This is a genomic window from Parabacteroides sp. PF5-6, from assembly GCF_029504695.1.
In the GTDB taxonomy this organism is placed as follows: domain Bacteria; phylum Bacteroidota; class Bacteroidia; order Bacteroidales; family Tannerellaceae; genus QVMG01.
Genome location: NZ_JAQFIN010000020.1, coordinates 1 through 24343, shown reverse-complemented (window position 1 = coordinate 24343; position 24343 = coordinate 1). Strand labels below are relative to the sequence as shown.

General features: G+C 42.6%; 17 protein-coding genes. 10 read left to right on the top strand and 7 right to left on the bottom strand.

What is annotated here, in order from left to right; translation table 11 throughout:
- Positions 1 to 8 precede the first annotated feature (8 nt).
- Genes M2133_RS15290 through M2133_RS15260 form a run of 7 tightly spaced genes read left to right on the top strand, consistent with a single transcriptional unit; the run spans position 9 to position 8582 of the window.
- The gene (locus tag M2133_RS15290; protein WP_277467068.1) at positions 9 to 794 is read left to right on the top strand and encodes a TolC family protein; all 786 of its coding nucleotides are present in this window, start codon (positions 9 to 11) and stop codon (positions 792 to 794) included.
- A gap of 1 nt (position 795) precedes the next feature.
- Positions 796 to 2952, top strand: coding sequence for a hypothetical protein (locus M2133_RS15285; protein WP_277467067.1), 2157 nt, complete (start codon positions 796 to 798; stop codon positions 2950 to 2952).
- A 6-nt stretch (positions 2953 to 2958) separates the two neighbouring features.
- Positions 2959 to 4434: an O-antigen ligase family protein gene (locus M2133_RS15280; RefSeq protein ID WP_277467066.1), complete on the top strand. Its 1476-nt coding sequence runs from the start codon at positions 2959 to 2961 to the stop codon at positions 4432 to 4434.
- The gene (locus M2133_RS15275) at positions 4406 to 5617 is read left to right on the top strand and encodes a glycosyltransferase family 2 protein (protein WP_346843249.1); all 1212 of its coding nucleotides are present in this window, start codon (positions 4406 to 4408) and stop codon (positions 5615 to 5617) included. Before M2133_RS15280 ends, M2133_RS15275 begins: the two co-directional genes overlap by 29 nt.
- 14 nt (positions 5618 to 5631) lie before the next feature.
- Positions 5632 to 6756, top strand: coding sequence for a glycosyltransferase family 1 protein (locus tag M2133_RS15270; protein WP_277467065.1), 1125 nt, complete (start codon positions 5632 to 5634; stop codon positions 6754 to 6756).
- A gap of 6 nt (positions 6757 to 6762) precedes the next feature.
- Positions 6763 to 7974 carry a glycosyltransferase gene (locus M2133_RS15265; RefSeq protein ID WP_277467064.1) on the top strand — a complete coding sequence of 404 codons (1212 nt, stop codon included), beginning with the start codon at positions 6763 to 6765 and terminating at the stop codon, positions 7972 to 7974.
- Positions 7975 to 7982: 8 nt separating this feature from the next.
- Positions 7983 to 8582, top strand: a complete 600-nt coding sequence (locus M2133_RS15260) for an acyltransferase (RefSeq protein WP_277467063.1) — start codon at positions 7983 to 7985, stop codon at positions 8580 to 8582.
- A gap of 19 nt (positions 8583 to 8601) precedes the next feature.
- Here the strand turns inward: M2133_RS15260 and M2133_RS15255 are convergent, their stop codons facing one another.
- The 5 genes from M2133_RS15255 to M2133_RS15235 are packed head-to-tail and all read right to left on the bottom strand — an operon-like array spanning position 8602 to position 14515.
- Positions 8602 to 9744: a polysaccharide pyruvyl transferase family protein gene (locus tag M2133_RS15255; RefSeq protein ID WP_277467062.1), complete on the bottom strand. Its 1143-nt coding sequence runs from the start codon at positions 9742 to 9744 to the stop codon at positions 8602 to 8604.
- Positions 9745 to 9748: 4 nt separating this feature from the next.
- Positions 9749 to 10918, bottom strand: coding sequence for a Coenzyme F420 hydrogenase/dehydrogenase, beta subunit C-terminal domain (locus tag M2133_RS15250; RefSeq protein ID WP_277467061.1), 1170 nt, complete (start codon positions 10916 to 10918; stop codon positions 9749 to 9751).
- 19 nt (positions 10919 to 10937) lie between these two features.
- On the bottom strand, positions 10938 to 12455 hold the full coding sequence (locus tag M2133_RS15245; RefSeq protein WP_277467060.1) for an oligosaccharide flippase family protein: 1518 nt from the start codon (positions 12453 to 12455) through the stop codon (positions 10938 to 10940).
- A gap of 11 nt (positions 12456 to 12466) precedes the next feature.
- A complete protein-coding gene (locus M2133_RS15240) occupies positions 12467 to 13345 on the bottom strand; it encodes a glycosyltransferase family 2 protein (RefSeq protein ID WP_277467059.1) in 879 nt (292 codons plus the stop codon).
- 6 nt (positions 13346 to 13351) lie between these two features.
- The gene (locus M2133_RS15235) at positions 13352 to 14515 is read right to left on the bottom strand and encodes a glycosyltransferase family 2 protein (RefSeq protein ID WP_277467058.1); all 1164 of its coding nucleotides are present in this window, start codon (positions 14513 to 14515) and stop codon (positions 13352 to 13354) included.
- A 476-nt stretch (positions 14516 to 14991) separates the two neighbouring features.
- Between M2133_RS15235 and M2133_RS15230 the strand changes: the two genes are divergently transcribed.
- Together M2133_RS15230 and M2133_RS15225 are read left to right on the top strand one after the other, a co-directional pair.
- The gene (locus M2133_RS15230; protein ID WP_277467057.1) at positions 14992 to 16161 is read left to right on the top strand and encodes a glycosyltransferase family 2 protein; all 1170 of its coding nucleotides are present in this window, start codon (positions 14992 to 14994) and stop codon (positions 16159 to 16161) included.
- 88 nt (positions 16162 to 16249) lie between these two features.
- Entirely contained in the window at positions 16250 to 17371 is a 1122-nt protein-coding gene (locus M2133_RS15225; RefSeq protein WP_277467056.1) for a hybrid sensor histidine kinase/response regulator, read from the top strand.
- 474 nt (positions 17372 to 17845) lie between these two features.
- Here the strand turns inward: M2133_RS15225 and M2133_RS15220 are convergent, their stop codons facing one another.
- Positions 17846 to 18442, bottom strand: coding sequence for a YigZ family protein (locus tag M2133_RS15220; RefSeq protein ID WP_277467055.1), 597 nt, complete (start codon positions 18440 to 18442; stop codon positions 17846 to 17848).
- 11 nt (positions 18443 to 18453) lie between these two features.
- A complete protein-coding gene (locus tag M2133_RS15215) occupies positions 18454 to 18675 on the bottom strand; it encodes a hypothetical protein (RefSeq protein WP_277467054.1) in 222 nt (73 codons plus the stop codon).
- A 613-nt stretch (positions 18676 to 19288) separates the two neighbouring features.
- On the opposite strand from M2133_RS15215, the gene M2133_RS15210 reads away from it, so the two are divergent.
- On the top strand, positions 19289 to 23251 hold the full coding sequence (locus tag M2133_RS15210) for a two-component regulator propeller domain-containing protein (protein WP_277467053.1): 3963 nt from the start codon (positions 19289 to 19291) through the stop codon (positions 23249 to 23251).
- Positions 23252 to 24343: the final 1092 nt, after the last annotated feature.

Genomic DNA, 24343 nt, shown 5'->3' with positions numbered 1-24343 from the left:
TGTTACTTATGAAGCACACCGTTATTATTCTATTCCTACTTCTTTGTCCATCCCTACTGATTTACGGACAGAAAAAGACCACAGACAATAAAACAATTGTTGCCGTGACTGCTGCCGACACGGGCACCGACTCCATACAAGCGATGCTGGGTGATTATGAGCGGGTGCAACTTCCTCCGTTGGAAGTCTTCCTGCAATCCGTCTACGACCACCCATCCGTGCAACGCTACGAAGCCAACCGCGATGAAGAACAGGCCAATCTGGTGATTGCCCAAAGGAAGTGGCTGGATTATTTCCGGATCGTTGGTTCCTATCAATATGGGAGGATAGCATCACTCACCTCACAATCCACCACTGAGGATCCCCAGTTTCTCACCAGCACGGGTAGTAACCAGCATACCGGCTATGCCGGCCTTACATTATATATACCCATCGGCGATCTGTTCAGCCAGAAACATAAAGTAAAGGCGCAGCGGGCCAAGTTACGGAAGATCGAATACGAATATGCCATGTCGATTGAAGAGAGAAAACTAATGATATTGGAAGCCTACAATGGCGTGATCAGTATCCTAGCTACCCTGAAAGCCAAATCGGATGCCGCGGCATTGTATAATGCGCAAATGAAGATTTCCGAACAAGATTTTATTAATGGAAGAATTTCAATCATCGAACTTTCATTAGAAAGAAGCAGACGTTCAGGAGCTGTTGTCAGTTATCAGGAAGGACGCGCAGAGTTGCACAACTCAATCACTTTATTAGAAATGCTTACGAATGTAAAAATAATGAATCGCTAATATGGATATCACTCTATTTATATCTCGTTTCTTATATAGAATCAGATACCAGATTATCTTAGGTAGTTTGGTGGTAACAGCGTTGGTGGCCTACTTCTCTAAGTTTTTATCTACGCCTTATACCGTTACTACGAGTATCTATACGGGTATTGCCTATAATTCCACACTAGATTCCGACCAGCCAAATACGGTGGTATTGAACAATACGTTTGACAACCTGATAAACTTGACACAAGCCAAAGGTACGTTAGAAAATGTCTCTACAAACTTGTTTGCACGATCCATGATCTACGGTAGTACGGAAGAAGATAATATGGATATCAAAGCAAGCAGTTATAGGAACTTAATGAAGATAGTACCTGCAGAAGTTATTGCATTAATCGATACAACTTCCTTAGAGAAAACAATAGAGCTACTCAATCAATATAAAAACGAAGATCCTAAAAACTTTCTGTTTAGGTTATTCAACGGAACCAATCCTCACTTCAGTTATAAAAGTTTACAAAAAACATCGGTAAAAAGAATTCAGAACAGTGACTTGGTGGAGATTTCTTACACTTCAGACGATCCGGGTATTGCCCTTAACACAGTTAAACTCTTACATGATGAGTTGGTGAAAACCTATGACGGCATTCGCTACCGTACGGTCAATGATATCGTTAAGCATTATGAAAAAGAGCTAGAGAAAGTCCGTCAAGATCTCAATACTCAAGAGAATGAACTGACTGCATACAATATAGAAAACGGTGTTATCAATTATTCAGAGCAAACAAAAGCACTCTCCAATTCTTTTTCTGATTTCAACAATCGATACGAGTTAATCCTAAGGGATTTTGAGAGTTCGTCTAAACTTGTTCAAGAGTTAGAGAAACAAATGGAAACCAGAGGAAAATTAATCCGTTCAAATACGGCATTCATTAATTCATTGAATGAATTATCCTCTATCAATGGTAAGATCACAGAGCTTGAAACATTTGGCATTGGAGATGATCTGGAAGCAAATAGTGAATTAGAAAATTACCGAGGGCAATTAAGAACTATTGAGAAGAACATAGCCCTTTTAACAGAAGAATTGGAAGAATTTAAGTACTCGAAAGAAGGAGTTGCTGTTGACGACCTAGTAACCAAATGGTTAGAAGAGCTTATCAGAAGTACCCGAGCAGAAGCAGAACTAAACATATTAGACAAACGCCGGGATGAGTTCTTAAGTGAATATCGCATATTCTCACCAGTTGGGACACAATTAAATCGAAGAGAAAGAGAAATCCGAATTACAGAACAAACATACTTAGAGATATTGCATGCTTTGAACTTAGCAAAGTTGCGTCAAAAAAACATTCAACTAAGTTCATCTAATCTCAACACCATCTCTCCCCCCACCTTCCCACTTACGAGCGAAGGGAGTAAACGTTTGCTTTTTATTATTGCATCCTTTGTCGGCAGTATCATCTTTATTGTCGGATGTAACCTAATGATTGAATTATTGGATAGAACTTTACGGGATGCAGAAAGAACGCGTCGCTTAACAAAAATGCCGGTATTAGGAGCGTTCACCGGAAATATCCAATTGAAATATCGTGGATATATCAAAGCTTGTAATCGTATATCAGCTACTTATATCTGTAATCGGTTAAATAGCTATCTCAAACCCGACAGACCTATTTATATCAATATATTAAGTATTGAAGATAGGGAGGGGAAAAGTTTTGTTTCGAACTACCTGCTCGAGCAATGGGAAGATCAGGGACTTATTGCCCAACATATCAGTATTGACGAAGAGAAAAATAAAAATTTCATACAAGCAACGGATTTCAGTATGTTGCATAACGGTACAGAGGGTGCGGGCCATGCCAATATTGTATTGGTTGAATATCCTGCTGTTTACAGAAACAGCATCCCTGTGTCTTTATTGAAAAAAGCGGATGTAAATATCCTCGTGGCCAACGCGCAACGGGTGTGGAAAATTAGTGACGAAGAATTTATTCGTTATCTCAATGAAATGGCTGGAGATGCTCCTCTCTTTATATACCTGAACAACGCAACCCGTGAAGCTGTTGAAGATTTCACCGGGCAATTGCCTCCGGAAAACTCAATCCGGACAACCGCAAACCGGGTGATCTATATGGGGCTCACTTCCAGTGAAACTGCTGTTAAATAATATTTTATGGAGAAAACAGGAACATCCATCAATAAGCTCAAGACCATCAACCTGCTTTTATTACCAGGGTTGATAGGCATCATCCTTTCTCTGCTGCGCAGTCAGATGGGGATGACATGGGCTATTGTGATCATTCCATTTCTCTTGATTCTTTTAGTACAGACTATAAAAGAGCCTATCACTTTATTTTTCTTTATTTTTACATTGAACTATTTTGTTATGGGGATTAGTCGATATGTGGATATCTCAGGAATTAGTTTTTTAATGGATACCCTTATGGCAAGCACTCTGGTCTTAATATTCATTCATACAGCTCTGCTCCGGAATATTGAATGGTCGTACGCTATCAATATTTTAACTATTGGATGCTTTATATGGATGCTCTATTGCCTGGCAGAAATCTACAACCCTTCTGGGGTTGTCAAGGCATGGGTTTTGTCTAGAGGCTTAGCCATCAACGGGATTGTGATCGCACTCATTGTAGCTTTGCTTTTCAATAAATACAAATACGTCAAACACATCCTATTTACTTTAGCCATTTTTACACTCTTGGCCTGCGCCAAAGCATTCATGCAACGAAGTTTAGGATTTGATTATGCAGAAGCTCGGTGGCTAAACAATGGCGGATATTTAACACACCTGATACACTCAGGCACACGCTATTTCTCTTTTTTCACCGATGCGAGTAATTTTGGCTCGAACATGGGGTGTGCTGGAGTAATCTTCTTTATTACAGCCTGTTATTTCAAGAATAGCTTCCTAAAGTGTTTCTATTTTATCGTATCTCTCCTCTCCATTTATGCGATGTTCCTTTCAGGTACTCGAGGGGCGATGGTCGTTCCTTTAGCCGGATTAGCACTTTTTGCTATCGTCAGTAAAAACTATAAAATCCTCACTATTTCTGGTTTTGCTCTGCTTGTCATTTATGTATTTTTTGCCTTTACGACTATAGGTGAAGGCAATCAACAAATACGAAGGATGCGAACGGCTTTTAGGCCTACAGAAGACGCCTCTTTCAATGTGCGCAAAGAAAACCAGAAAATATTAGCTGCCCATCTAAAAGACAAACCTTTCGGAGAGGGACTAGGTTTATCCGGCGGAGAGAACAAAGATATCTCTATTAGACTAACTACTATGATCCCAAACGACTCCTGGTATGTCAAGATCTGGGTAGAAACAGGAATTATCGGGCTCATCCTCTATTTAGCAATTCACTTCTTGGTTATAGTCAAGGGATGCTGGATCCTGATGTTTAAAGTAAAGAATAAAGAACTAAAAGGTGTTCTTTCCGGATTCCTATGTGGGATATTCGGCATGTTCATCAGTGCCTATGGTAATCCATTTTGGGGACAATTCCCAACTGCTATCATTGCTTATACCGGATTAGCATTGGTACTAAAAGGAGAATATTTTGACAAAGAAATAGAACGATTAAAAGAAAAAAATAAGACATATGGAACAATATCTCTTAATGGGAAATGAGTGGATACAAAAGAATGAGAATATATGGTTAGTTGGAGAAGCCATTGTATTTCTTATTTTTCTTATTTCCGTATTATACCTTTTTATCTTTGCGCTTTTTTCTCTGCGCAAAAGAAAATACCAGTATCCGACAGCGAAGAAAAAATATCGCTATGCCGTATTATTTCCTGCATACAGAGAGGATGTGGTAATCATGAACTCTGTCAAAACATTCTTGCTGCAGGCCTATCCTCGGGAGTTGTTCGAGGTAATTGTCATCTCCGACCAAATGACCGAAGAGACCAATCGAAAGTTAATAGAGAGTTCAGCACATGTGGTGGAGATTAATCTGCCCAATAGTTCAAAGACCAACGCGCTACGGAAAGCAATGGATTACATTGAAGAAAAGAAAATGAAATTCGATGTGGTCGTGATTATGGATGCCGACAATGTGGTGGATCCGGACTTTTTAGACCGGATCAACGACGCATTCTATTCCGGATGTGCCGCTGTACAAACCCATCGTGTGGCAAAAAACAGCAATACCAGTGTAGCGGTATTGGATGCGGTCAGTGAGGAGATCAACAACTCGATCTTCCGAAAAGGACATACGCGTCTGGGATTCTCTTCCGGATTGGTAGGTTCGGGTATGGCATTTGAATACGATCTGTTTAAAGAAAGTATCTGGGAAGCCAAGCATGTCGGTGTGGATAAACAGTTAGAGATGATCCTTCTGAAACAAAACATCTACATTGAATACCTGGAGAATGTCTATACGTACGATGAAAAGGTGGCGAATAAAGCCAGCTTCTACCAGCAACGTCGCCGCTGGTTGGCCACGCAGTTCACCAACCTATTCTCCGGTATTGGATCATTGCCTCTGTCTATGTTGCGCGGCAAATGGGACTATTGTAATAAACTGTTCCAATGGATGATGTTCCCCCGTGTGATCCTGTTCGGTTTCATTACCTTATTGGCCCTGTTTATGACCTGGATGGATTGGACGATGTCGATCAAGTGGTGGGGACTACTATTGATGTTGTGCATCACCTTCAGTATGGCTATACCTGATTACCTGGTAGACAAGAAATTGCGCAATGCGATTTTAAGCTTACCCATATTGTTTATCTTGATGTTCCTGAACTTCTTCCGCCTGCGCGGAGCCTCTAAAGAGTTTATCCATACCGAACATAAATACAATTAATACCTCACATAGTCATGCGTATTGCCATAGAAGCTCAACGGATTTTCCGTACGAATAAACACGGGATGGACTTCGTTGCCTTAGAAACGGTTAGGCAACTGCAACAGTTAGATAAAGAGAATGAATATTTCGTCTTTGTCAGCCCCGGAGAAGATAAGTGCGTTTCCGACTCGGAGAATATGCATATTATCGAAGTGAGCTGCCCGACTTATCCGCTATGGGAGCAGGTGGCACTGCCGCGTGCCGTTGCCAAAGTCAAGGCTGACCTTTTGCATTGCACGAGTAATACGGCACCGATCCATTGTCCGGTTCCTCTGGTATTAACCTTGCATGACATCATTTTCCTGGAGAAACGGCAATCCAGCAGCAAGTCCTGGTACCAGGAGATGGGTTGGCACTACAGGCGCCTGGTGGTGCCTCGCATTCTGAACAAATGTCGTAAGATCATTACGGTTTCTAATTTCGAACGACAGCATATCTGTCAAAGCTTAAACCTGCCCGAGGAACAGGTGGTGGCTGTTTATAACGGATATAATCCCTACTTTGCTCCTCAACCCAAAGACAAAGAAGTTATTCACAAGTATATCGATACGGATGATTATCTGTTTTTCTTAGGCAATACCGATCCGAAGAAAAACACACCCCGAGTATTGAAAGCCTACAGTCAGTATCTGCAACAGTCGACGCATAAGCGGAAGTTGTTAATCGCGGATCTGAAAGAAGACTTCATCGACTCCATCCTGCAAGAAGAAGGCATACAAGAGATCAAGCCCTACCTAAGTTATCCGGGATATATTTACAACAAAGACCTGGTAGCCTTGTATAACGGGGCTTATATTTTCCTTTATACCTCGCTGCGAGAAAGTTTTGGTATCCCCTCGCTCGAAGCTATGGCCTGTGCCACGCCGGTAATTACCAGCGACACCTCAGCCATGCCTGAGATTGCTGGCGAAGGAGCCATCCTGGTCGATCCGTTTAAACCGGAAGCCATATCCGAAGCCATCCTCCGATTAGAGAATGATCAAGCCTTATATAATGAGCAGGTCGCTTATGGTCTGGATCGGGTAAAGAAGTTCTCTTGGGAACAGACAGCGATCAACACCTTAGCGATTTATAAAGAGGTAGTATCTTCAAAATAAAAAACTATGATTAAGAGAGATTTCATCATAACCAGTCAACAAAACTGGGACATTGAGATTGGGAGTACAATTAACAACACGACTTTGGAACTCTCAAAAAACAATAGGGTTCTCTATTTGAATACCCCTTTAGATCATATTTCCCTATTAAAAGGAGAAGATAATTACTCCTATCGACATCGACTGGATGTCATAAAAGGACGTACTTCTGCTCTAAGACAGGTCAATAAAAATCTGTGGATCGTAGATTGTCCTTTCTCTGTGTTTTCAGTAAATCAACTTCCCGCATGGCTATTTAATGTTTTTAATGAAATAAATAACAAAAAAATAGCCAATCGGATATTAGCTGCTATTACAGAATTGGGATTCAGTGATTGTATTCATATTATCGATACGGATATCTACCGTAGTTTCTACCTGAAAGAACTCATCAAACCATCCGTTTCCATATACTACTGTCGTGATTTTGTATTGAATAATCCTTATTGGAAAAGACATGGTCGCCGCTTAGAGCCTTTATTGGCCGCAAAATCGGATATTGTCATCACCAACTCAACTTATTTTGCCGAGCATTTCTCCCATTATAATCCTCATACCTACCCTATTGAAACAGGGGTAAATTTAGTATTATATGACTCCAGTAAGCCATGGGCAATTCCTGAAGATTTAGCATCGATACCACATCCAATCATTGGTTATGTGGGAGCATTAGCGTCTTCACGTCTGGACGGGGAGCTCCTATATAAAATGGCGCAAGAACGGCCCAACTACAACTTTGTATTTGTAGGTCCAGAAGACGAAAAATTCACACAACTTCCTTTACATCAATTAAAAAACGTATACTTCTTAGGTAAAAAGCCGATGGAAACATTACCTGCATATATTACAGGCTTTGATGTATGTATTAATCCCCAAAAAGTAAATGAAATTACAGACGGAAACTATCCATTGAAAATTGATGAATATTTAGCAATGGGGAAACCTACAGTGGCCACTAGCACACATACGATGAGAGACATTTTCAGTCGTCATGTATTCTTAGCCAATACCCTCGAAGAGTATCTGTATCATATAGATGAGGCACTAACAGAAGTCAAAGATGAAGTAAAGAGAAATAATCGCATTGATTTTGCCCATACACATAGCTGGGGACATAGTGTTGAAAAGATATATAAGATTATTGACCAGTTTCAAACAAACAAAAACAACAATTCATAAGATTGTCCATGTTAGAGAATCACCCCAAATTCAAACTTTTTTTGCATCGTTTGATCATCCATCCCTATGCATCCCGACCACGGTTATGGGCACGTATTTTTGTAATTCCTTTTGGAATAAAAAGAGGGAAAGGCTCCATTATCAGACGCTCGGCTAGACTAGACCTTATTCCTTCCAAAAAACTTGTATTGGGTAACAGAAGCATCATTGAAGACTATGCACTGCTTAACAATCAAATGGGAGATATTATCATTGGAGATAATTCATACATAAACACGCGAGGGAAAATTGTAGGTCCTGTTATAATTGGTAATAACGTAATAATGGGTGGAGACTCTCAAATAACAGGTCTAACTCATAACTATAAAGATGTCACACGCCCGATCAACCAACAAGGCGTTACTCCGACGCTTACAGTTATAGAGGATGATGTCTGGATTGGAGGAAATAGTTGTATTATCCAAGGTATTCGAATTGGAACGCATTCATTAATCGCTGCAGGAAGCGTTGTTACCAAATCTGTGCCTCCTTATACTGTTGTTGGTGGAAATCCGGCAAAAGTTATTCGCCGATATGACTTTGATCTGAAAGAATGGGTAAAACCTTAGTTCTTGAAAAGCAGAAAGACTAAAGGGATGATTGGAGAAAACGAATAGACTGTTGCTTCCATTGATCATGTATACGATCCACTTCCTGCCAAGGGATAGAAAACAAATCTCTCTTGTCAATCAATTCTTGCGATGAAGTAACGATTCGGTCAGTCAATGAAAAGATTTTCAACAGAGACTCTAAGCGAGCCACTCCTCTGTTTTTATTAGCAAACACGACAAAAGGTTTATGAAAAAGGATAGAGAACACACAAGCATGAAAGGAATCCGTTATCACCAATTGAGCATCCTCAAATCCACGCAACCACTGTTCGACAGAAGGGGAAATACACTGTTCTAAAGGTGCATTCGGTTGATTATAGCGCACATGATCAACTGTATATGCCTTGTATCCTAATGTTTGAGATAAGTAACTAACTATTTTATTTTTTTCTTCACGTTGGTCTGATCCATCTAAGATATAGGTCAACATCTGCCCATCGCTGGGATGGGTATCTCCTTTTGCTATCAGTTCCTGGTAATGGGAAATAGGGAGTAACATCGTAGGATCCAACACATGAGTCGCACTTACCTGGAAGTGTTTATCACACAAAGCAACAGCCGAATCTTCACGCACGGAAACGGCATCAAATCGCTTCAATAAAGCGCCACACACTCCTGTCTGCTGTTCGGTATATTCCCATTGGCTCACTCCAAAAGAGGGTGCATAGGCTATTCTTTTCACCGGCCAACCGGCAGCAAATTGCAAATAGGCCTCTTCAATGTAAGGGAAGTATTTCGGTCGCCAGATCTGATCACTGCCGACAACAAAAGCATCAAAGTCATCCGGCTGAATGGAATATAAAGAAGTTATCTTCAGATGCGGATGAATGTTTTGCTCCACGAACCGATGAATATCCCGCCCAATTACTGGCAGTTCCTTTTTCCACTTTCTCTCTCGGAAGATAACAACATCTTTTCTTCGGAGCACATATTTACGTACAGCCCTTTTCCCATAAGCCAAAAGCATCCACCAGAATGGGCGTTTGGATATATTAACTTCCTGCAAATCAATCAGAGTTGCTTCATGCCCCATTTGAGTCAATACTGTTTGAAGGGCATATGCCTGTAATATGCCTCCATAATTGATATGCAACGGAAGTGTTAAGATGCCTATTTTCATATTCTTATTGCTTAAGGATTAAACGAAACAAACTCTTTATCTTCGATTTCACTCTTTTCCCAAAGGGGATACGGGTAAAATGATCAATCGTTTCCATTGCTGATCTATTCTTCAGCATGGAAAAAAAAGCATCCCGCTCGGAAGGTAGAGCTGCCGGTTTCTCCGTGCTCCTGTTTTTTCGCACAGCTTGTTCGTATGTCGTAGATTTCAACTCCAAGTATTCCTCTTTCAAGAGGAATGTCGTATCTGGATTATGAATAAAAAGCAAACTGACACCTCTATCATCATTAAACTCCGGTAAAACATCGTCTATTCCCCAATAATCAGCAATAGTCATGTCACTCCCGCTCTTAAAACACTTACTGGGGCAATCATAACAGGAAGGACGTAAATACAGATCGGCTAAAAAACCTTTGATGAAAGAATTTTTATAAAAAGGTTCGGAAACCCTCCTCTCATATCCTCTTGGTGTTTTTGCATATTTACACGTAAAACTGTATGTTTTCCACCCAAAAATCTTGTCACGAAATAAGACTGAATACACATTTTTTTTTGAGATCCCTCTTTTTTTCAAAAACTCATGCAAATATTGTTCCCAAACTTTAGGAGAAGGAACACCATGACAAATGAAATCAATTGCCAATAAGTTTTCATACTCCTTCCTTAGATACAGTTTTAACCCGGAAATCTGACACGGTGTACCTGAAAAAAGAACTTGCCTACCTTGTTTCAAAAACTGTTCTGCTTGTCTAAAATGATCACTGACATCACTTTGTACATACTTCGATCCTCTAAAGAATGCAATATCTTCCTCATTATCAATCCAGTCATGCCGCACTTTCCATTGTTCATCAAAACGAACCCCAAAAACAACACCACCTTGTGAAATAACCGCTTTGGCAAGCAATGTAAAGACACCTCCGGAAGAACTTTCTTCCCGAATAGAATTATCTCTATTTTTCGCCGCATAGATAATATCCGGCCTCCTTTCCTTTCCCTGATGTATGACCGGACATACCTTTTCACAAAGACCACAATCAATGCACTGTTTTAGATCAATTGTAGGATAGAAGAACCCTTCTTCATCCTCTTCCATGACAATACACTGTACCGGACATTTCTGCACACAGGCATAACATCCGCAACAATCTTTCTTGTCTTTCAGTTGTATCATGTATGATGCATTAAAAGGCTTACTTTCTTAACTTAACAAACATTTTACGAAAAGGTTCTCCCAATAGGTTACGTTCATACCCGTTCATATCAAAAAACCAGAATAAGGGCAAATAAAGCGCACTAAACAATACTATACCGATTAACAAACCTCCCAGATCTGAGATCGGAAAGAAACGCACGATAAAATAACTGACACTTCCTATCAAGAGGGGAGTTTTAGACATACTTAATATTTCTCGCCAAAAACGAGGGATATCAATCTGTGTTTTTTTCCAGTAATACACATTCATAATCAGGACTTGTCCTAAAATTAAGGATATAGCCGTACCTATAGCACACCCGATTCCATCATATTTCTGTGCCAAAGGAATAGAAAGAGCCAAACTCAACACCGCCAAAGTGACATAACAAACGGACCGGAATTTCATTTGATTACGCGCTTGCAATATCGAAATTCCTAAGTTTTGGATCAAAGGAATCAATAAAGGCACAAAAAGAAGTACAATAATAATATAGGCCACATCATAATCCGCTCCTGCCCATAACCTTATAAATTGACGGCCAAATACAATAAAACCGGTCAGAATAAAGACCATAACAATATACTGTATCCTTCCTACCCGAATAAAGATATCTGAAATTGCTTTCGGATTATTATCCCGCGTCACCATGGAGGTTATTCGGGGCAAAAACACGCCTTGTATAGCTGTTGAAAAATTTATATAAATATGAACCACCTGCATGGCTAAAGCATAAATAGCCACCGAGACCGCTCCTTTATAGACACCTAAGATAAACTGTCCGGTACTCCAGTAAATCCGATCCATTATCGTGTTCAGAAATATCCAAAATGAATAAATGGAAACTTCCCGTACAAAATCCCATTTGAAACGGCCAAAACGGATCTGTATGTGTAACTTATAATGACAATACCACCAATTGATTAATAGTGTAATGACATTAAACGCAACCGTAACCACTACCATTCCGATAGCCCTGTATCCCAACAACAACATAGCAATCATCACCAACGCATTTAAAACAATACGGATAATATTGATAAGCTTCTGGAATACAAACCTCTCGTACGCCGTTATGATAGATGTAAATAAACTAAAAGGAAAAGTAATGGCAATATTAAAAATCGTAAGCAGTAACATGACACGAACTTTTCTCAACTCTTCATTTCCCATCGTTTCGCCAAAAAGTCCTTCTACATTCCAATATAAAACACCGCCTACCCCTAACGCAATGACACCAATCCCGGAATAAAGCAATAAAAACAAACCAAACATTTCATAGAGTTCCGTAGTCTTTCCTTCTGCCCGATATTTTGCCGTATACCTAACAATCGCGTTCCCAAACCCAAAATCCAATATTGTCAAATAAGATACTATTGAGGCGACCAGTGAGTAAAGCCCATACTCGGATTGTCCCATCATGCGAAGCATAAAAGGCGTATAGAGCAACGCAATCAAATTGCTCAACCCTATAGAAAGATAGGATAATATAGCTCCTGCTTTCAATTGGTTCATGGCTTTCTACTTTATTGCGTTTTATCGGATATTCCTTTGACCATTCCTTTCCAACTGGCACAAACCATTTGCCATCTGCCTTTCAACATATAAGTCAACACATTTTTAGGCATCACCACCCCCATTTGATACAAACAAGAAAGCATACAATCCATCCCTTTCAGATTCCGGCGCGCGAAAAGCAACCGGCTTCGGGTCATATAGTATTGTCGCAGGGGGGTTGCTTTGGGAATACTCATGCTTTCTTTATGATAGACTGCCGCGGCTGGTTCATACCATAACGAATAGCCGGCTCTTTTCAGCTGCATCGACCAGTCGAACTCTTCATAAAAGAGGAAATAGACTTCCGTCATCTGGCCGGCATCCTCCAGTACCTTACGTGAAGTCAGCATACAAGCACCGTGTAAGAAAGCTGTTTCTCGCGCCTGGTCGCGTTGTCCTTCATCTTTCTCGCCAATGCCAATGGTTTCATTGCGCAAAAGGATGGGAGAAAGCGGGGTAAAACCCGCATATTGAATGGTATGAGCAGGTGCGACATAGAGCAACTTTGGAGAAACAGCGCCTATATTGCTTGATGAATTTAGCCGATCGATCAGCACTTCCAAAAAAGGTCTGTCGATCAGCATATCATTATTCATATAAAGAATATAATCTCCCTTCGCGTATTGGAACCCCAGATTATTTCCACCGGCAAAGCCCAGGTTTTGATCGCTGCAAACAACAGTTACTTTATCGAATCCACAGGCCTGCAATCGTTTTCCTTCCTCATTCCGAGAGGCATTATCAACCACAACAACTTCATACGGATAAGTTTCATACTGCTGTAAAGAGTCTATCAACTCACAAGTATCCTTATATCCATTAAAATTTACAGTAATAATTGAAACCATATCTGTTTAGTTTACATCATGTTCCGTATGTATAAACTTTTTACTGCCTTCTTTCAGCTTAAGAAAGTTCACACACATAAGCACAGCCATAACCGGAATCTTACTCATGGCTTTGAGTAAGCGTTTATTTTTTAAGGAGGGAGGAATAACCGCAAAGATAATGCCATAGAACACCAGTGTCAGCACCCACCATTTCAAAGACAATGCCTTAAAAAACAAAGTGAATATCAAGCTGATCAACGGAAGAAGCATCAATAAGATAGAACGGGGCAATAGCATCCATTGCAGAATCTTATTCGCGTAATCTATATTTCCCTGTGATAAGGCATGGGGCAAATCCAGAATGGATCGATTCAACGACTGGTATTGAACGGCCTGCCAACGTTTTCTTTGGTTCTTGAAATTCTTCAGGTTTTGTGTCTTTTCATCGTATACATACACACTCGGCAGGTAACCGATACGAATACGGTCTCTCAACAATAACACTTCAAATTCACGGTCTTCACCTGCCGTATGCAATTTCCGCACGTTCTTTTTGAACCATTCAAAGTCAAAGGCAATCCCTGAACCTATCAAGCTGGCCGACAGTCCCAGGTTATATGTTCCCAAGCGAAAAAACGCATTATTAATTTCTTCGCTCACCGCGTCCAACATGGCCACATCCGTATTCAAGTTCTTGGCTATTCGATGGGTCTGAATAACCTTTAATCCGGATTGATAAGCAGTATTGAGTTGGTGTAAGAAATCAGTATCCGCAATATTATCGGCATCCATAACAACCACCAGATCATAATCTTTGCCTTCGATATGATCCATTGCCAAATTCAATGCCTTCGCTTTGGTGCTATTCTCATACGTCGCGACCAGTACTTCCACATTCCGCTGTTGCCGTAATCGTTCGTTGGTTTCTTCTGTCATATGATCAGAGATCACAATAATATCATAACAGTCAGCAGGATAGTTTTGCATCGAAAAAGAAGAGACACTTGAAATGATCACACGGTCTTCATTGTAGGCAGGAAAAAGAACTGCTATCTTATTAATCTTACTTCCGCCCAACAGCACTTGAGGCTTTTTAAGCAATGAGCTCAAGCCAAAAACCAAAAGGTATAAAACCATCAAGGAGAGGAGAGAATACAAAATGATATCAAGCGCTTGCAATACAACCATATCTTCTACATATTTGTCACAAAAATACTTTTTTCTTTCATACTTCGCACTATCGCCTACTCTATATTGTATGATTTTCGGCATTTCAAGTGACGAGAGCAGAAACAAATCACTGAGAATTCACATTCATCGAACTCCAAAATTCTCTATACATAACAGGATTTTGTTAAAAATGTTCTTTCAAAGCCCACTTTTACCTGGCTTAATTCACTGTTCAAAGACATCTATTCCGCTTTACTTTTTAAAAGCCTAATGTTTTGCACATAAAACACTAATGTTTTGTCGGCAAAAGCTTAATGTTTTGTCGACAAAACATTAAGCTTTTATTTGAGTACATCAGGCGAAGATCAGTCCTACCTGACTATGAACAACGTAGAATATCGTAAATATCCTTCCCCACCCTAATTTTTGACTCTTTGATTTCAGAAATCAAAAGAAAAATTGTTTCTTTGCGTAAAGTTATAAAGTGTAAAAATATGAGTGCTTTATTGTTCTGGATCGGGGTCTTCCTGGTTTTTTATACTTATTTGGGGTATGGGATTCTGCTCTTCGTCTTAGTGAAAATTAAAGAGTTCTTCGTCAAACCCATCATATATGGGTTGCCGGATCCGCTTCCGGAAGTCACGCTCTTTATCGCGGCTTACAATGAGGAAGCTATCGTACATGAGAAGATGGCCAACTGCCATACCCTCTCCTACCCTGCCGACAAGCTTAAGATCTTCTGGATTACTGATGGATCAAACGACCGGACCAATGAGTTATTAGCCGAATATCCGGAGGTAACCGTCTTGTTTAGTCCGGAACGGAAAGGCAAAACCGCGGCATTGAACCGGGGCATTGATTTTGTCGAAACACCCATAGTGATTTATACCGATGCCAATACGATGCTCAACCCGGAAGCCATTACGGAGATCGTCCGTAAGTTCTCCGATCCGAAAGTGGGTTGTGTGGCCGGCGAGAAACGGGTAGAGATCGCCGTCGAACAAGGCGCTACTGCCGGAGAAGGCTTATATTGGAAATACGAATCCAAGCTGAAAGAATGGGACGACCGTCTTTATTCCGCCGTTGGTGCTGCCGGTGAATTGTTTTCTGTCCGCACGGCTTTGTTCGAAAAGATGCCGAACGACACCTTGCTCGACGACTTCATCCTCTCCCTTCGCATCGCCCAAAAAGGATATAAGATTGCCTATTGCAAAGAAGCCTATGCCGTGGAAGGTGCTTCATTGAATATGAAAGAAGAAGAGAAACGCAAAGTGCGCATCGCCGCCGGTGGCCTGCAATCGATCTGGCGCCTGCGTAGCCTGTTGAATCCGTTCAAGTACGGCACACTGAGCTTCCAATACACCAGCCATCGCGTATTGCGCTGGACGATCACCCCGCTGGTGTTGTTCCTTTTGTTTCCCTTGAATGTTTTTTTAGCCTGGACAGGGAACATTTTCTATCTTATCTTGTTAATACTACAGACAATATTTTACGTAGCCGCTTATTGGGGCTATAAAATGGAACAAAAACATATACGCAATAAATTATTATTTATTCCGTACTATTTTGTCTTTATGAATGTGAATGTAATAAGGGGTTTTTTCTACTTAAAGAAGAATAAAGGTACCGGCGCTTGGGAAAAAGCGAAAAGGAGTAACGCCTGAAAGGAATATTTTTGTTTGAAAACTTCCTTGATTGCAACTTTATTAATACATTTGTAACTCAAAATAGAAAAGCACATTATTTTGCCTAATGGATAAATTAGCATCAGATTACAAAGTCTTAGTGGTTGATGATGTCCCAACAAACGTTATGTTGGTTCAAGCCATTCTAAAAAAAGAAGGTTATACGATTCTTACGTGTGATAATGGGCCTAAAGCACTGAACATAGCGCAAGAACAGCATCCCCACCTTATCTTATTAGATATTATGATGCCGGAAATGGATGGATACGAGGTTTTGCAACATCTGAAAAGCAACCCCGAGACAAACGATATTCCGGTAATCATCATGTCCGCCTTAAGTGATATGCAAAGCATTGTGAAGGGCTATCAGTTAGGTGCCATAGAATATGTGACTAAACCTTTCCAACGGGAAGAGTTATTGAAACGTGTAGCCCACCGCTATGAACTGTTCAGCATCAAGCGGATCAAGCAGGAACTTGAAAACACCATCGAGTCGCGCGATACACTCTATTCGGTTATTGCACACGACCTTCGTTCCCCGTTGGGTTCATTGAAGATGATGATCAATGCGGTCCTTTTGATGGTCGACAAGAAAAGCGTCGGAGAAGAAGTATTCGAAATGCTGCAGATGATCAACAAAACATCCGAAGAGATCTTCCTGCTTCTGGACAACCTGTTGAAATGGGCAAAGAACCGCCTGAACCGGCAGAATATATACCGCCAGCAAATCGATATAAACAGCATTATCGCCAGTACGGCCGACATCTACGATACCATGGCCAAACAAAAAGGCGTCTCGCTGACCTTGGAAGGCCTGGACAGTAAACTTACCGGATCGGTTGATATCGATATGCTGAAAACCATTATCCGTAACCTGATGTCGAATGCACTTAAGTTTAGTTTCGAAGGCGGAACGATTACTTTAAGTTCCAAAACCGACGGCGATTATGTAATCATCAGCGTGAAAGATACGGGTAAAGGAATCAAGAAAGAAGACCAGGATAAGTTATTGAAACAAAATACCCACTTCACCACCTACGGAACCAGCAATGAGAAAGGTTCGGGCTTGGGCTTGATGCTGACCAAAGACTTTGTGGAGCTTCACGAAGGTAAACTCTGGTTCGAATCGGAAGAAAACAAAGGAACCACCTTCTTCTTCTCGCTCAAAGCATTGAATCAGGAAGATTAAGTAAAACAATCCATGATACAAAGCCGCTACTCCTGCACCGGATTAGCGGCTTTTTCCGTTTTACGCCTTCTATCGATCGACTTCTGAAACAAACACATCCCACATAAAAAGTTAAACCCTACCCTTCACCTTTCACCCCAAGAGGAGATCCCTGTATTGATCAGCGTTTCGGGTGAAAGATAAAGGAATACCTTTAAAAAAACGACAAACCTGGCGGTTTCCCGAAAAAGGCCGCCGGCCTTTGGGAAAACCCTGCCGGCCTTTTGGGAAACTCCGGCGGCCTTTTGGGAACTAAAACAGTTCACTTTTTTTAGAACGATACACTTTGGGAAGTTCTTTATCAAGCTTTCATCCGAAACGCTGATCAATACAGGGATCAGGCGACCGGGTGAAAGGTGAAGACCGGGGTAAAAACTTTTATGTGGTGTTGCGAAAAAGGCTGCCGGAGTTTTTTTTGACTTGTTGGCGGACAGCTTACAGAAGCCGGGCGGTCTCGACTTTCAATAACCGGTTCTTCAGGCGTTCGGCTTCTCCTTTGCGTATGCGTAATGTCATTTCGCAGTCCATCTCGAATTGCTGGGAAATGATGGTCGGGTTATCTTCTTTTACGATTCGCATGATACCATTCAGGTAAGGATATTCGAAAGCGACAGTGATCTCTTCGTCGACCGTGCGTTCTTCGATCTCGGCATGGGCGATCGCGTCGGCAGCAGCCGAACGGTAAGCAACAATCAAACCGCTCGTGCCTAACTCGATCCCTCCGAAGTAACGGATGACAACGATAAGCACATCGGTCAGTTCATTCGAATTGATCTGCCCCAGAATCGGTTTGCCGGCTGTAGAAGAAGGTTCACCATCGTCGTTCGCCCGGAAGGTCGTACGATCCGCTCCCAGCATATACGCCCAACACACATGACGGGCATCATAATATTGTTTGCGATATTTATCAATCTCCGCTTTGACCTCTTCCACCGTTCGTACCGGAATAATATAAGAGATAAAACGGCTTCTTTTCTCCGAATAAAAACCTTCGGCTAATTCCTTTACGGTCTTATAGCTATCGTTGATCATAAAAACACGTATTAATCGGGGATTTTTGTTTTACTGACCTCTTCCCGGTAAGCCCGGAAGTCCTTCATGATCTCTTCGATCTCTTCAATAAAATAAGGATCACTCACCTGGGTCTTTACCGCTTCATAATACGCTTCGATGGCAGCCAGGGCACAGAGATCCTGTCCGCGCAACACAAAATAAGGTTCTTCTTTTTCAAAGCATTGTTTGATCATTTGGATGGGATTCTTCATCTTCTTTGCCTGTTAGGTACTTAATTCTTCTGTTTCAATATATGCACACAAAAGTACGAATATAAAAAACTTTAGCCAAATACATCCCGTATTCAGCTAAAGTCACAAACGTAAATAAAAGTTTTGTTACCCAATCTGCCTGCGCAGATCAAAAATGCACTACCAACCTTTTGTATATATAAACAGTTTTAACCTTTTCATTTAACACACTCTAAAATGTCGCCTATATGCATAAGACAGTTCAAAGGAGAAATACCCTTGACGGAAAAGAGAAAAAATGCTTTTTTAACAACTTGACGTACATTGACTGCAAAAAGACTTGGGTAAAAGAAATTTGCCGAAATGAAAGTGCGAGATCATACGCACTTGCATTCCGGCAAAACAATGTTGATACTACAGATAGATGGATTAAGTTAGTTTTTCATTACAAATAAACGCTTTTCCGTTCAAACAAGGGTTAAAGCATCGATCAAAAAGCTTAACAAATCGTTCAAAGTCCTTTTCCCTGAACGATAAGTTAAGGAATGAACGATTATTTATGCCAGACCCAAGAGAGATTGGCGGTATTTTATTAGTTTTGTGCAGTATTTAGTTTTAGACACCTGTCCATACCATGAGATTTATCTACTTTCTACTCTTTTCACTCCTATGGGGTTCTTTTCAGGTAAATGCTGATCCCGGATGCGATTACTATTTTCGTCATTATACCAACCGGCAAGGGTTATCGCACAACTCGGTGTATTGCTCTTTGCAGGATAAACGGGGATTTATGTGGTTCGGAACAGAGGATGGCTTGAACCGCTTCGACGGATACAACTTCATTACCTATCGCCATAACTCTTCGCTTCCTTTTGGCGAAGGGCTTCCCAACGATTGTATCTATGATCTTCTGGAAGACTCTACGGGTAAGATATGGGTGTGCACCAATGGCGGAACCTGCTATTACGACTATGAATCCAATGCTTTCTATCCATTGGAATATATCCCCGGGGAGTTAGTAGATGAGGTCTATCGCAAAGTATGCGAAGACAACCAGAAAAACCTCTGGTTCATGTCGAGTGATAAGTTGGTTCGTTACAGTCCGGCCAATAAAGAGTTTCGTATCTATCCGGCCACGGAATATTTCTACCCCCATGCCATGAGTGTGCTTGAGAACGGAACACCTATATTTGCCAATCAAACGCAATTGTTTATCTACCGGAAAGAGACCGAGCGTTTTGTGCCCTTTTCGGTCCTGACGGAAGAAGAGATAGAAGACAAGACCCATATCACTTCGCTGGATGTTTTACCCGATGTCGGCATATTCGTCGGTACAAGCAAAGCCGGGCTCAAACTGTTCTACACCCAATCCCAACAGGTAGAGACATTGATTCCCGAGATCTACGTGCGGGCGGTCGAAGGGTATAACAATAATACCTTTTGGGTCGCCAGCGAAACAGGGCTTTATATCTACAACCTGATCGATAAGTCGGTCAATCGCCTGACTAAAATCTTCACCAACGAGTTTACCCTTTCCGACAACGCGATATATAACATCACCCGAGACTCGGAAGGCGGCATGTGGGTCGGCACGTTCTTTGGCGGGATCAATTACCTGCCGCAGCAGTACACACCTTTCGAATATTACATTGCCGGTAAGACCCATAAAGATATGTTGGGGAACGCGGTTCGCGAAATAGTGCCCGACAAGCAAGGCTACCTCTGGTTAGGTACCGAAGACAACGGCATCAACCGCTACAATCCGACGACCCGGGAGATGATCAACTTCTCGGCCAACCATCCGGTCAATAAGATCTCGGCGATAAATATCCAGGGATTGATGGTCGACGGCGACAAGCTCTGGATCGGTTCACTCAACCGGGGAATAGACATCCTGGATATCAACACCGGCAAAGTGATCAAGCAATATTCGCAATCGAGTACGAATCAGAAGCTTTTCTCCGACCATGTGGTCTGCTTTTATAAGACTTCCGCCGGAGAGATCCTGATCGGAACCAGCGCCGGACTCCTTATATATAAAGAAGAAAGCGACAGCTTTGCCCCCTGGCAATACATCCGGACCCATGTCAGACAGATTATGGAAGACTCGAAAGGCACCATCTGGGTAGCCACACGAACAGGGGTCTACCGCTATCTGCCCGACGACGACCGCCTGAATCACTACCAACCTTCCGATAAAAGGCTCAGCCTGGGAAGCAACAGTATCACTTCCGTCTTCGAAGACTCCAAAGGGCAGATATGGGTAACCACCATGTATGGTTTCTCTTTGTACAACGAAGAAACCGACTCTTTCAACCGGATAACCACCGAGAACGGCTTGCCCAGTAACATCGTCTACCGGATTGTCGAAGACGACGACGGCGACTTCTGGATCACCACGGCGAATGGCCTGGTGAAGTTCAATCCGGAAACCAATATCATGCATGTTTTCTCCAGTGCCGAAGGATTGCATGAAACGCAGTTCAACTACAATTCTTCCTACAAAGCGCCTAACGGAACGATCTATTTCGGGACTATCAACGGGATGCTTTCTTTCAGTCCCCGCCTGTTCCAGACCGACAGCTATTCGCCACCGGTCTACATCACCAACGTCTCTTTGCCCAACGAGCAAATGCAGAACTACGAACTGGGGCAATTATCGGGCGAGACTCCTTTCACGTTGAAACTGCCCTATCACTCTTCTTCTTTCACAATCTCTTACACGGCATTGAACTATACCTCCCCGCATGCCGTGCACTACACGTATATGCTCGAAGGCCTCGATAAAGACTGGCTCGATATCGGGTACAAACGCGAAGTCAATTTCGCCTACCTCTCTCCCGGTGAATATGTGTTCCGGGTCAAATCGACAAACAGCAGTGAGGTGTGGCAAGAGAACGAACGGACGCTATCGATCATCATCACCCCGCCTTTCTGGTGGAGCACCTGGGCTATTCTCTTCTATGTACTGCTCCTGATGGCCTTTATCTACTGGCTCTACAACCTCAAGAAGCGTCAGTTCGAACGCAAACACCTGCGGGCACAGGAGATCTATGAGAATGAAAAAGAGAAAGAGATCTACAATGCCAAGATCCAGTTCTTTACTTTTATCACCCATGAGATCCGAACCCCTTTGACCCTGATCAAAGCGCCCCTGGAAAAGGCCATACGGCTGAGCAAAGACTATGCACCGGTCTTGCATAACCTCGAAATCATCGAAAAGAACACCCTCCGCCTGTTGAACCTGAGCAACCAGCTACTGGACTTCCGCAAAACGGAAAGCCGGGGCTTCAAGCTCAACTTCGTACGTACGGATGTTTGGTCATTGACCGATTCGATCATACAGACCTTCCTGCCGATGTTCGAACGCGAAGGGAAGAGCTTCCATATCCTCTATCCCAATAAGCAGTTGTATGCCTCGATCGACCGGGAAGCCTTCTCGAAGATCGTCAGCAACCTGATATCCAACGCGTTTAAATATTCGCAGAAAACCGTCACCCTGCAGGCGACGATCGACGAAGAGCGCGATACGCTTCAGATCATTATCACCAACGACGGCGCTTTGATCCCCTTGTCGGAGAAAGAAGAGATATTCAAACCGTTCTACCGCATGAAAGAGAACGAGAACACCGAAGGTAGCGGTATCGGCTTGTCTCTCTCGCGCACGTTGGCCGAATTTCATTCCGGCACATTGAACTATCAGCATACGAATGAACACCTCAACCAGTTCATCCTCGAAGTACCGACCAAGCAAAAAGATCATTACCTGGTCAATACGCCCGACGACGAAACGCCGACCGAGGCCAAAGAAGCAACCGTACCCTCACCGACGTTGAAACAGGCCATCCTGGTGGTAGAAGACCAAAAAGATATGCGCCAGTTTATCGTCGAAGACCTCAAAGAGAAGTACCATGTGCTCGAAGCCGAGAACGGTGAAGAAGCGCTGACCGTGCTCGAGAACAACAGTATCAACCTGATTATCAGTGATATCATGATGCCGGTGATGGATGGATTCGAACTCTGCAACAAAGTGAAAAACAACGTACACTATAGCCATATCCCCTTTATCATCCTTACGGCGCAGCACAACCTGCAGTCGCGCCTCGAAGGATTGAACAAAGGCGCCGACGCCTATATGGAGAAACCGTTCTCTATGGAGTTGCTGCAGGCCCAGGTGGTCAACCTGTTAAAAAGCCGGGAGATGCTGAGCAAGGCCTATCTCGAGAAACCGCTTATGCCTACCCAGACCCTGGCCGTCTCTCCATTGGATGATATCTTCCTGAACAAATTCAATGTCTATCTCGATAAGAACCTGACCAGCGATACGATGAGTGTCGAGTCGCTTGCCGCCGAGATGGGCATGAGTACCTCGAGCCTTTACCGCAAGGTCAAAGGGCTGTCGGGCCTGTCGCCCAACGACTTCATCCGCGTGTCGCGCCTCAAAAAAGCCGTGCAACTGATCCAGGCCGGCGAGACCCGTATCAACGACATCGCGTTCCGCGTCGGCTTCTCCTCCCCGACCTACTTCTCCACCTGCTTCCAGAAGCAATACGGCAAGACGCCTACCGAGTTTATCCGGGAATTGGGAAGTGAGTAAACAGAATAAGCATGAAACTCTGTTCCAAAAGTTCCACTTATGTGGAACGAGGTGAAACTTTTGTTCCACAAAAAAAGAGGGGTGGAACGTTTGAAGTAGCGAGTGCAGAAGCCAAGTTTACTTGGATTATGCCGAGTCACGCCAAACGACTAATGTAAATGAACGTTTGAAGTAGCGAGTGCAGAAGCCAAGTTTACTTGGATTATGCCGAGTCACGCCAAACGACTAATGTAAATGAACGTTTTTGGGATCTCTTTAAGGTTGTTCAACCCGCTTCGGGGTTGGTTGGTATGATACTTCTTTCACCACGGGTTTGCTTCGCTACACCCGCGGTTACGAACATTGAACGCTTGCGGCGTTCAGTGTCGCGCATTCAAATCTTGTGAGAAGTGAAGGTTTTCCGGGGTAGCAAGTGGACATTCTCGGCTCTCCTCCTTTGAAAAGGAGGAGTACGGCGAGGTACGAGCCGGGAGGTGGTTAGATTCTTATATTGCTAATTAATAGTCACTTAAAAGATCTAACCACCTCCCCCTCTCTTCGTTCGGGTACTCCTCCTTTTCAAAGGAGGAGAGCCAGGAATGTCCATTTGCTATCACCGGAAGATCTTCAGATTTTCTTCGATTTACCGCTCCGCGCCTACCAACTACTAACTACCCACTACCAACTACCGAAGAAAATCTTCCCATTTTCTTCTATTTGCCGCTCCGCGCCTACCAACTACTAACTACCCACTACCAACTACCGAAGAAAATCTTCCCATTTTCTTCGATGCGAACTTCACGGATTTATAAACCATTGAAAATGAGAACTTAATATTCTCTTCAGAAACTACCGGTAGTTTGCGCACTAACTACCGGTAGTTTGGCGACAAAATATTAGTAGTTTGCGCACAAAGTACCGGTAGTTTGAAAAAGGGGGGAAGAGGCGGAAGATTCGGCCCCAGAGGGGGGAAAGTTCCCCGGGGGGGGCGGGGAACTTTTCCCCGGGGCAGCAGAGGAAAAGTTCCCCGGGGGGGGAGGGGAAGATTCCCCGGGTGAGGTAGAAGAAGTTGAATCGGGAAACGGACGAAGCCGCAAAGTCATCTACGTCCTC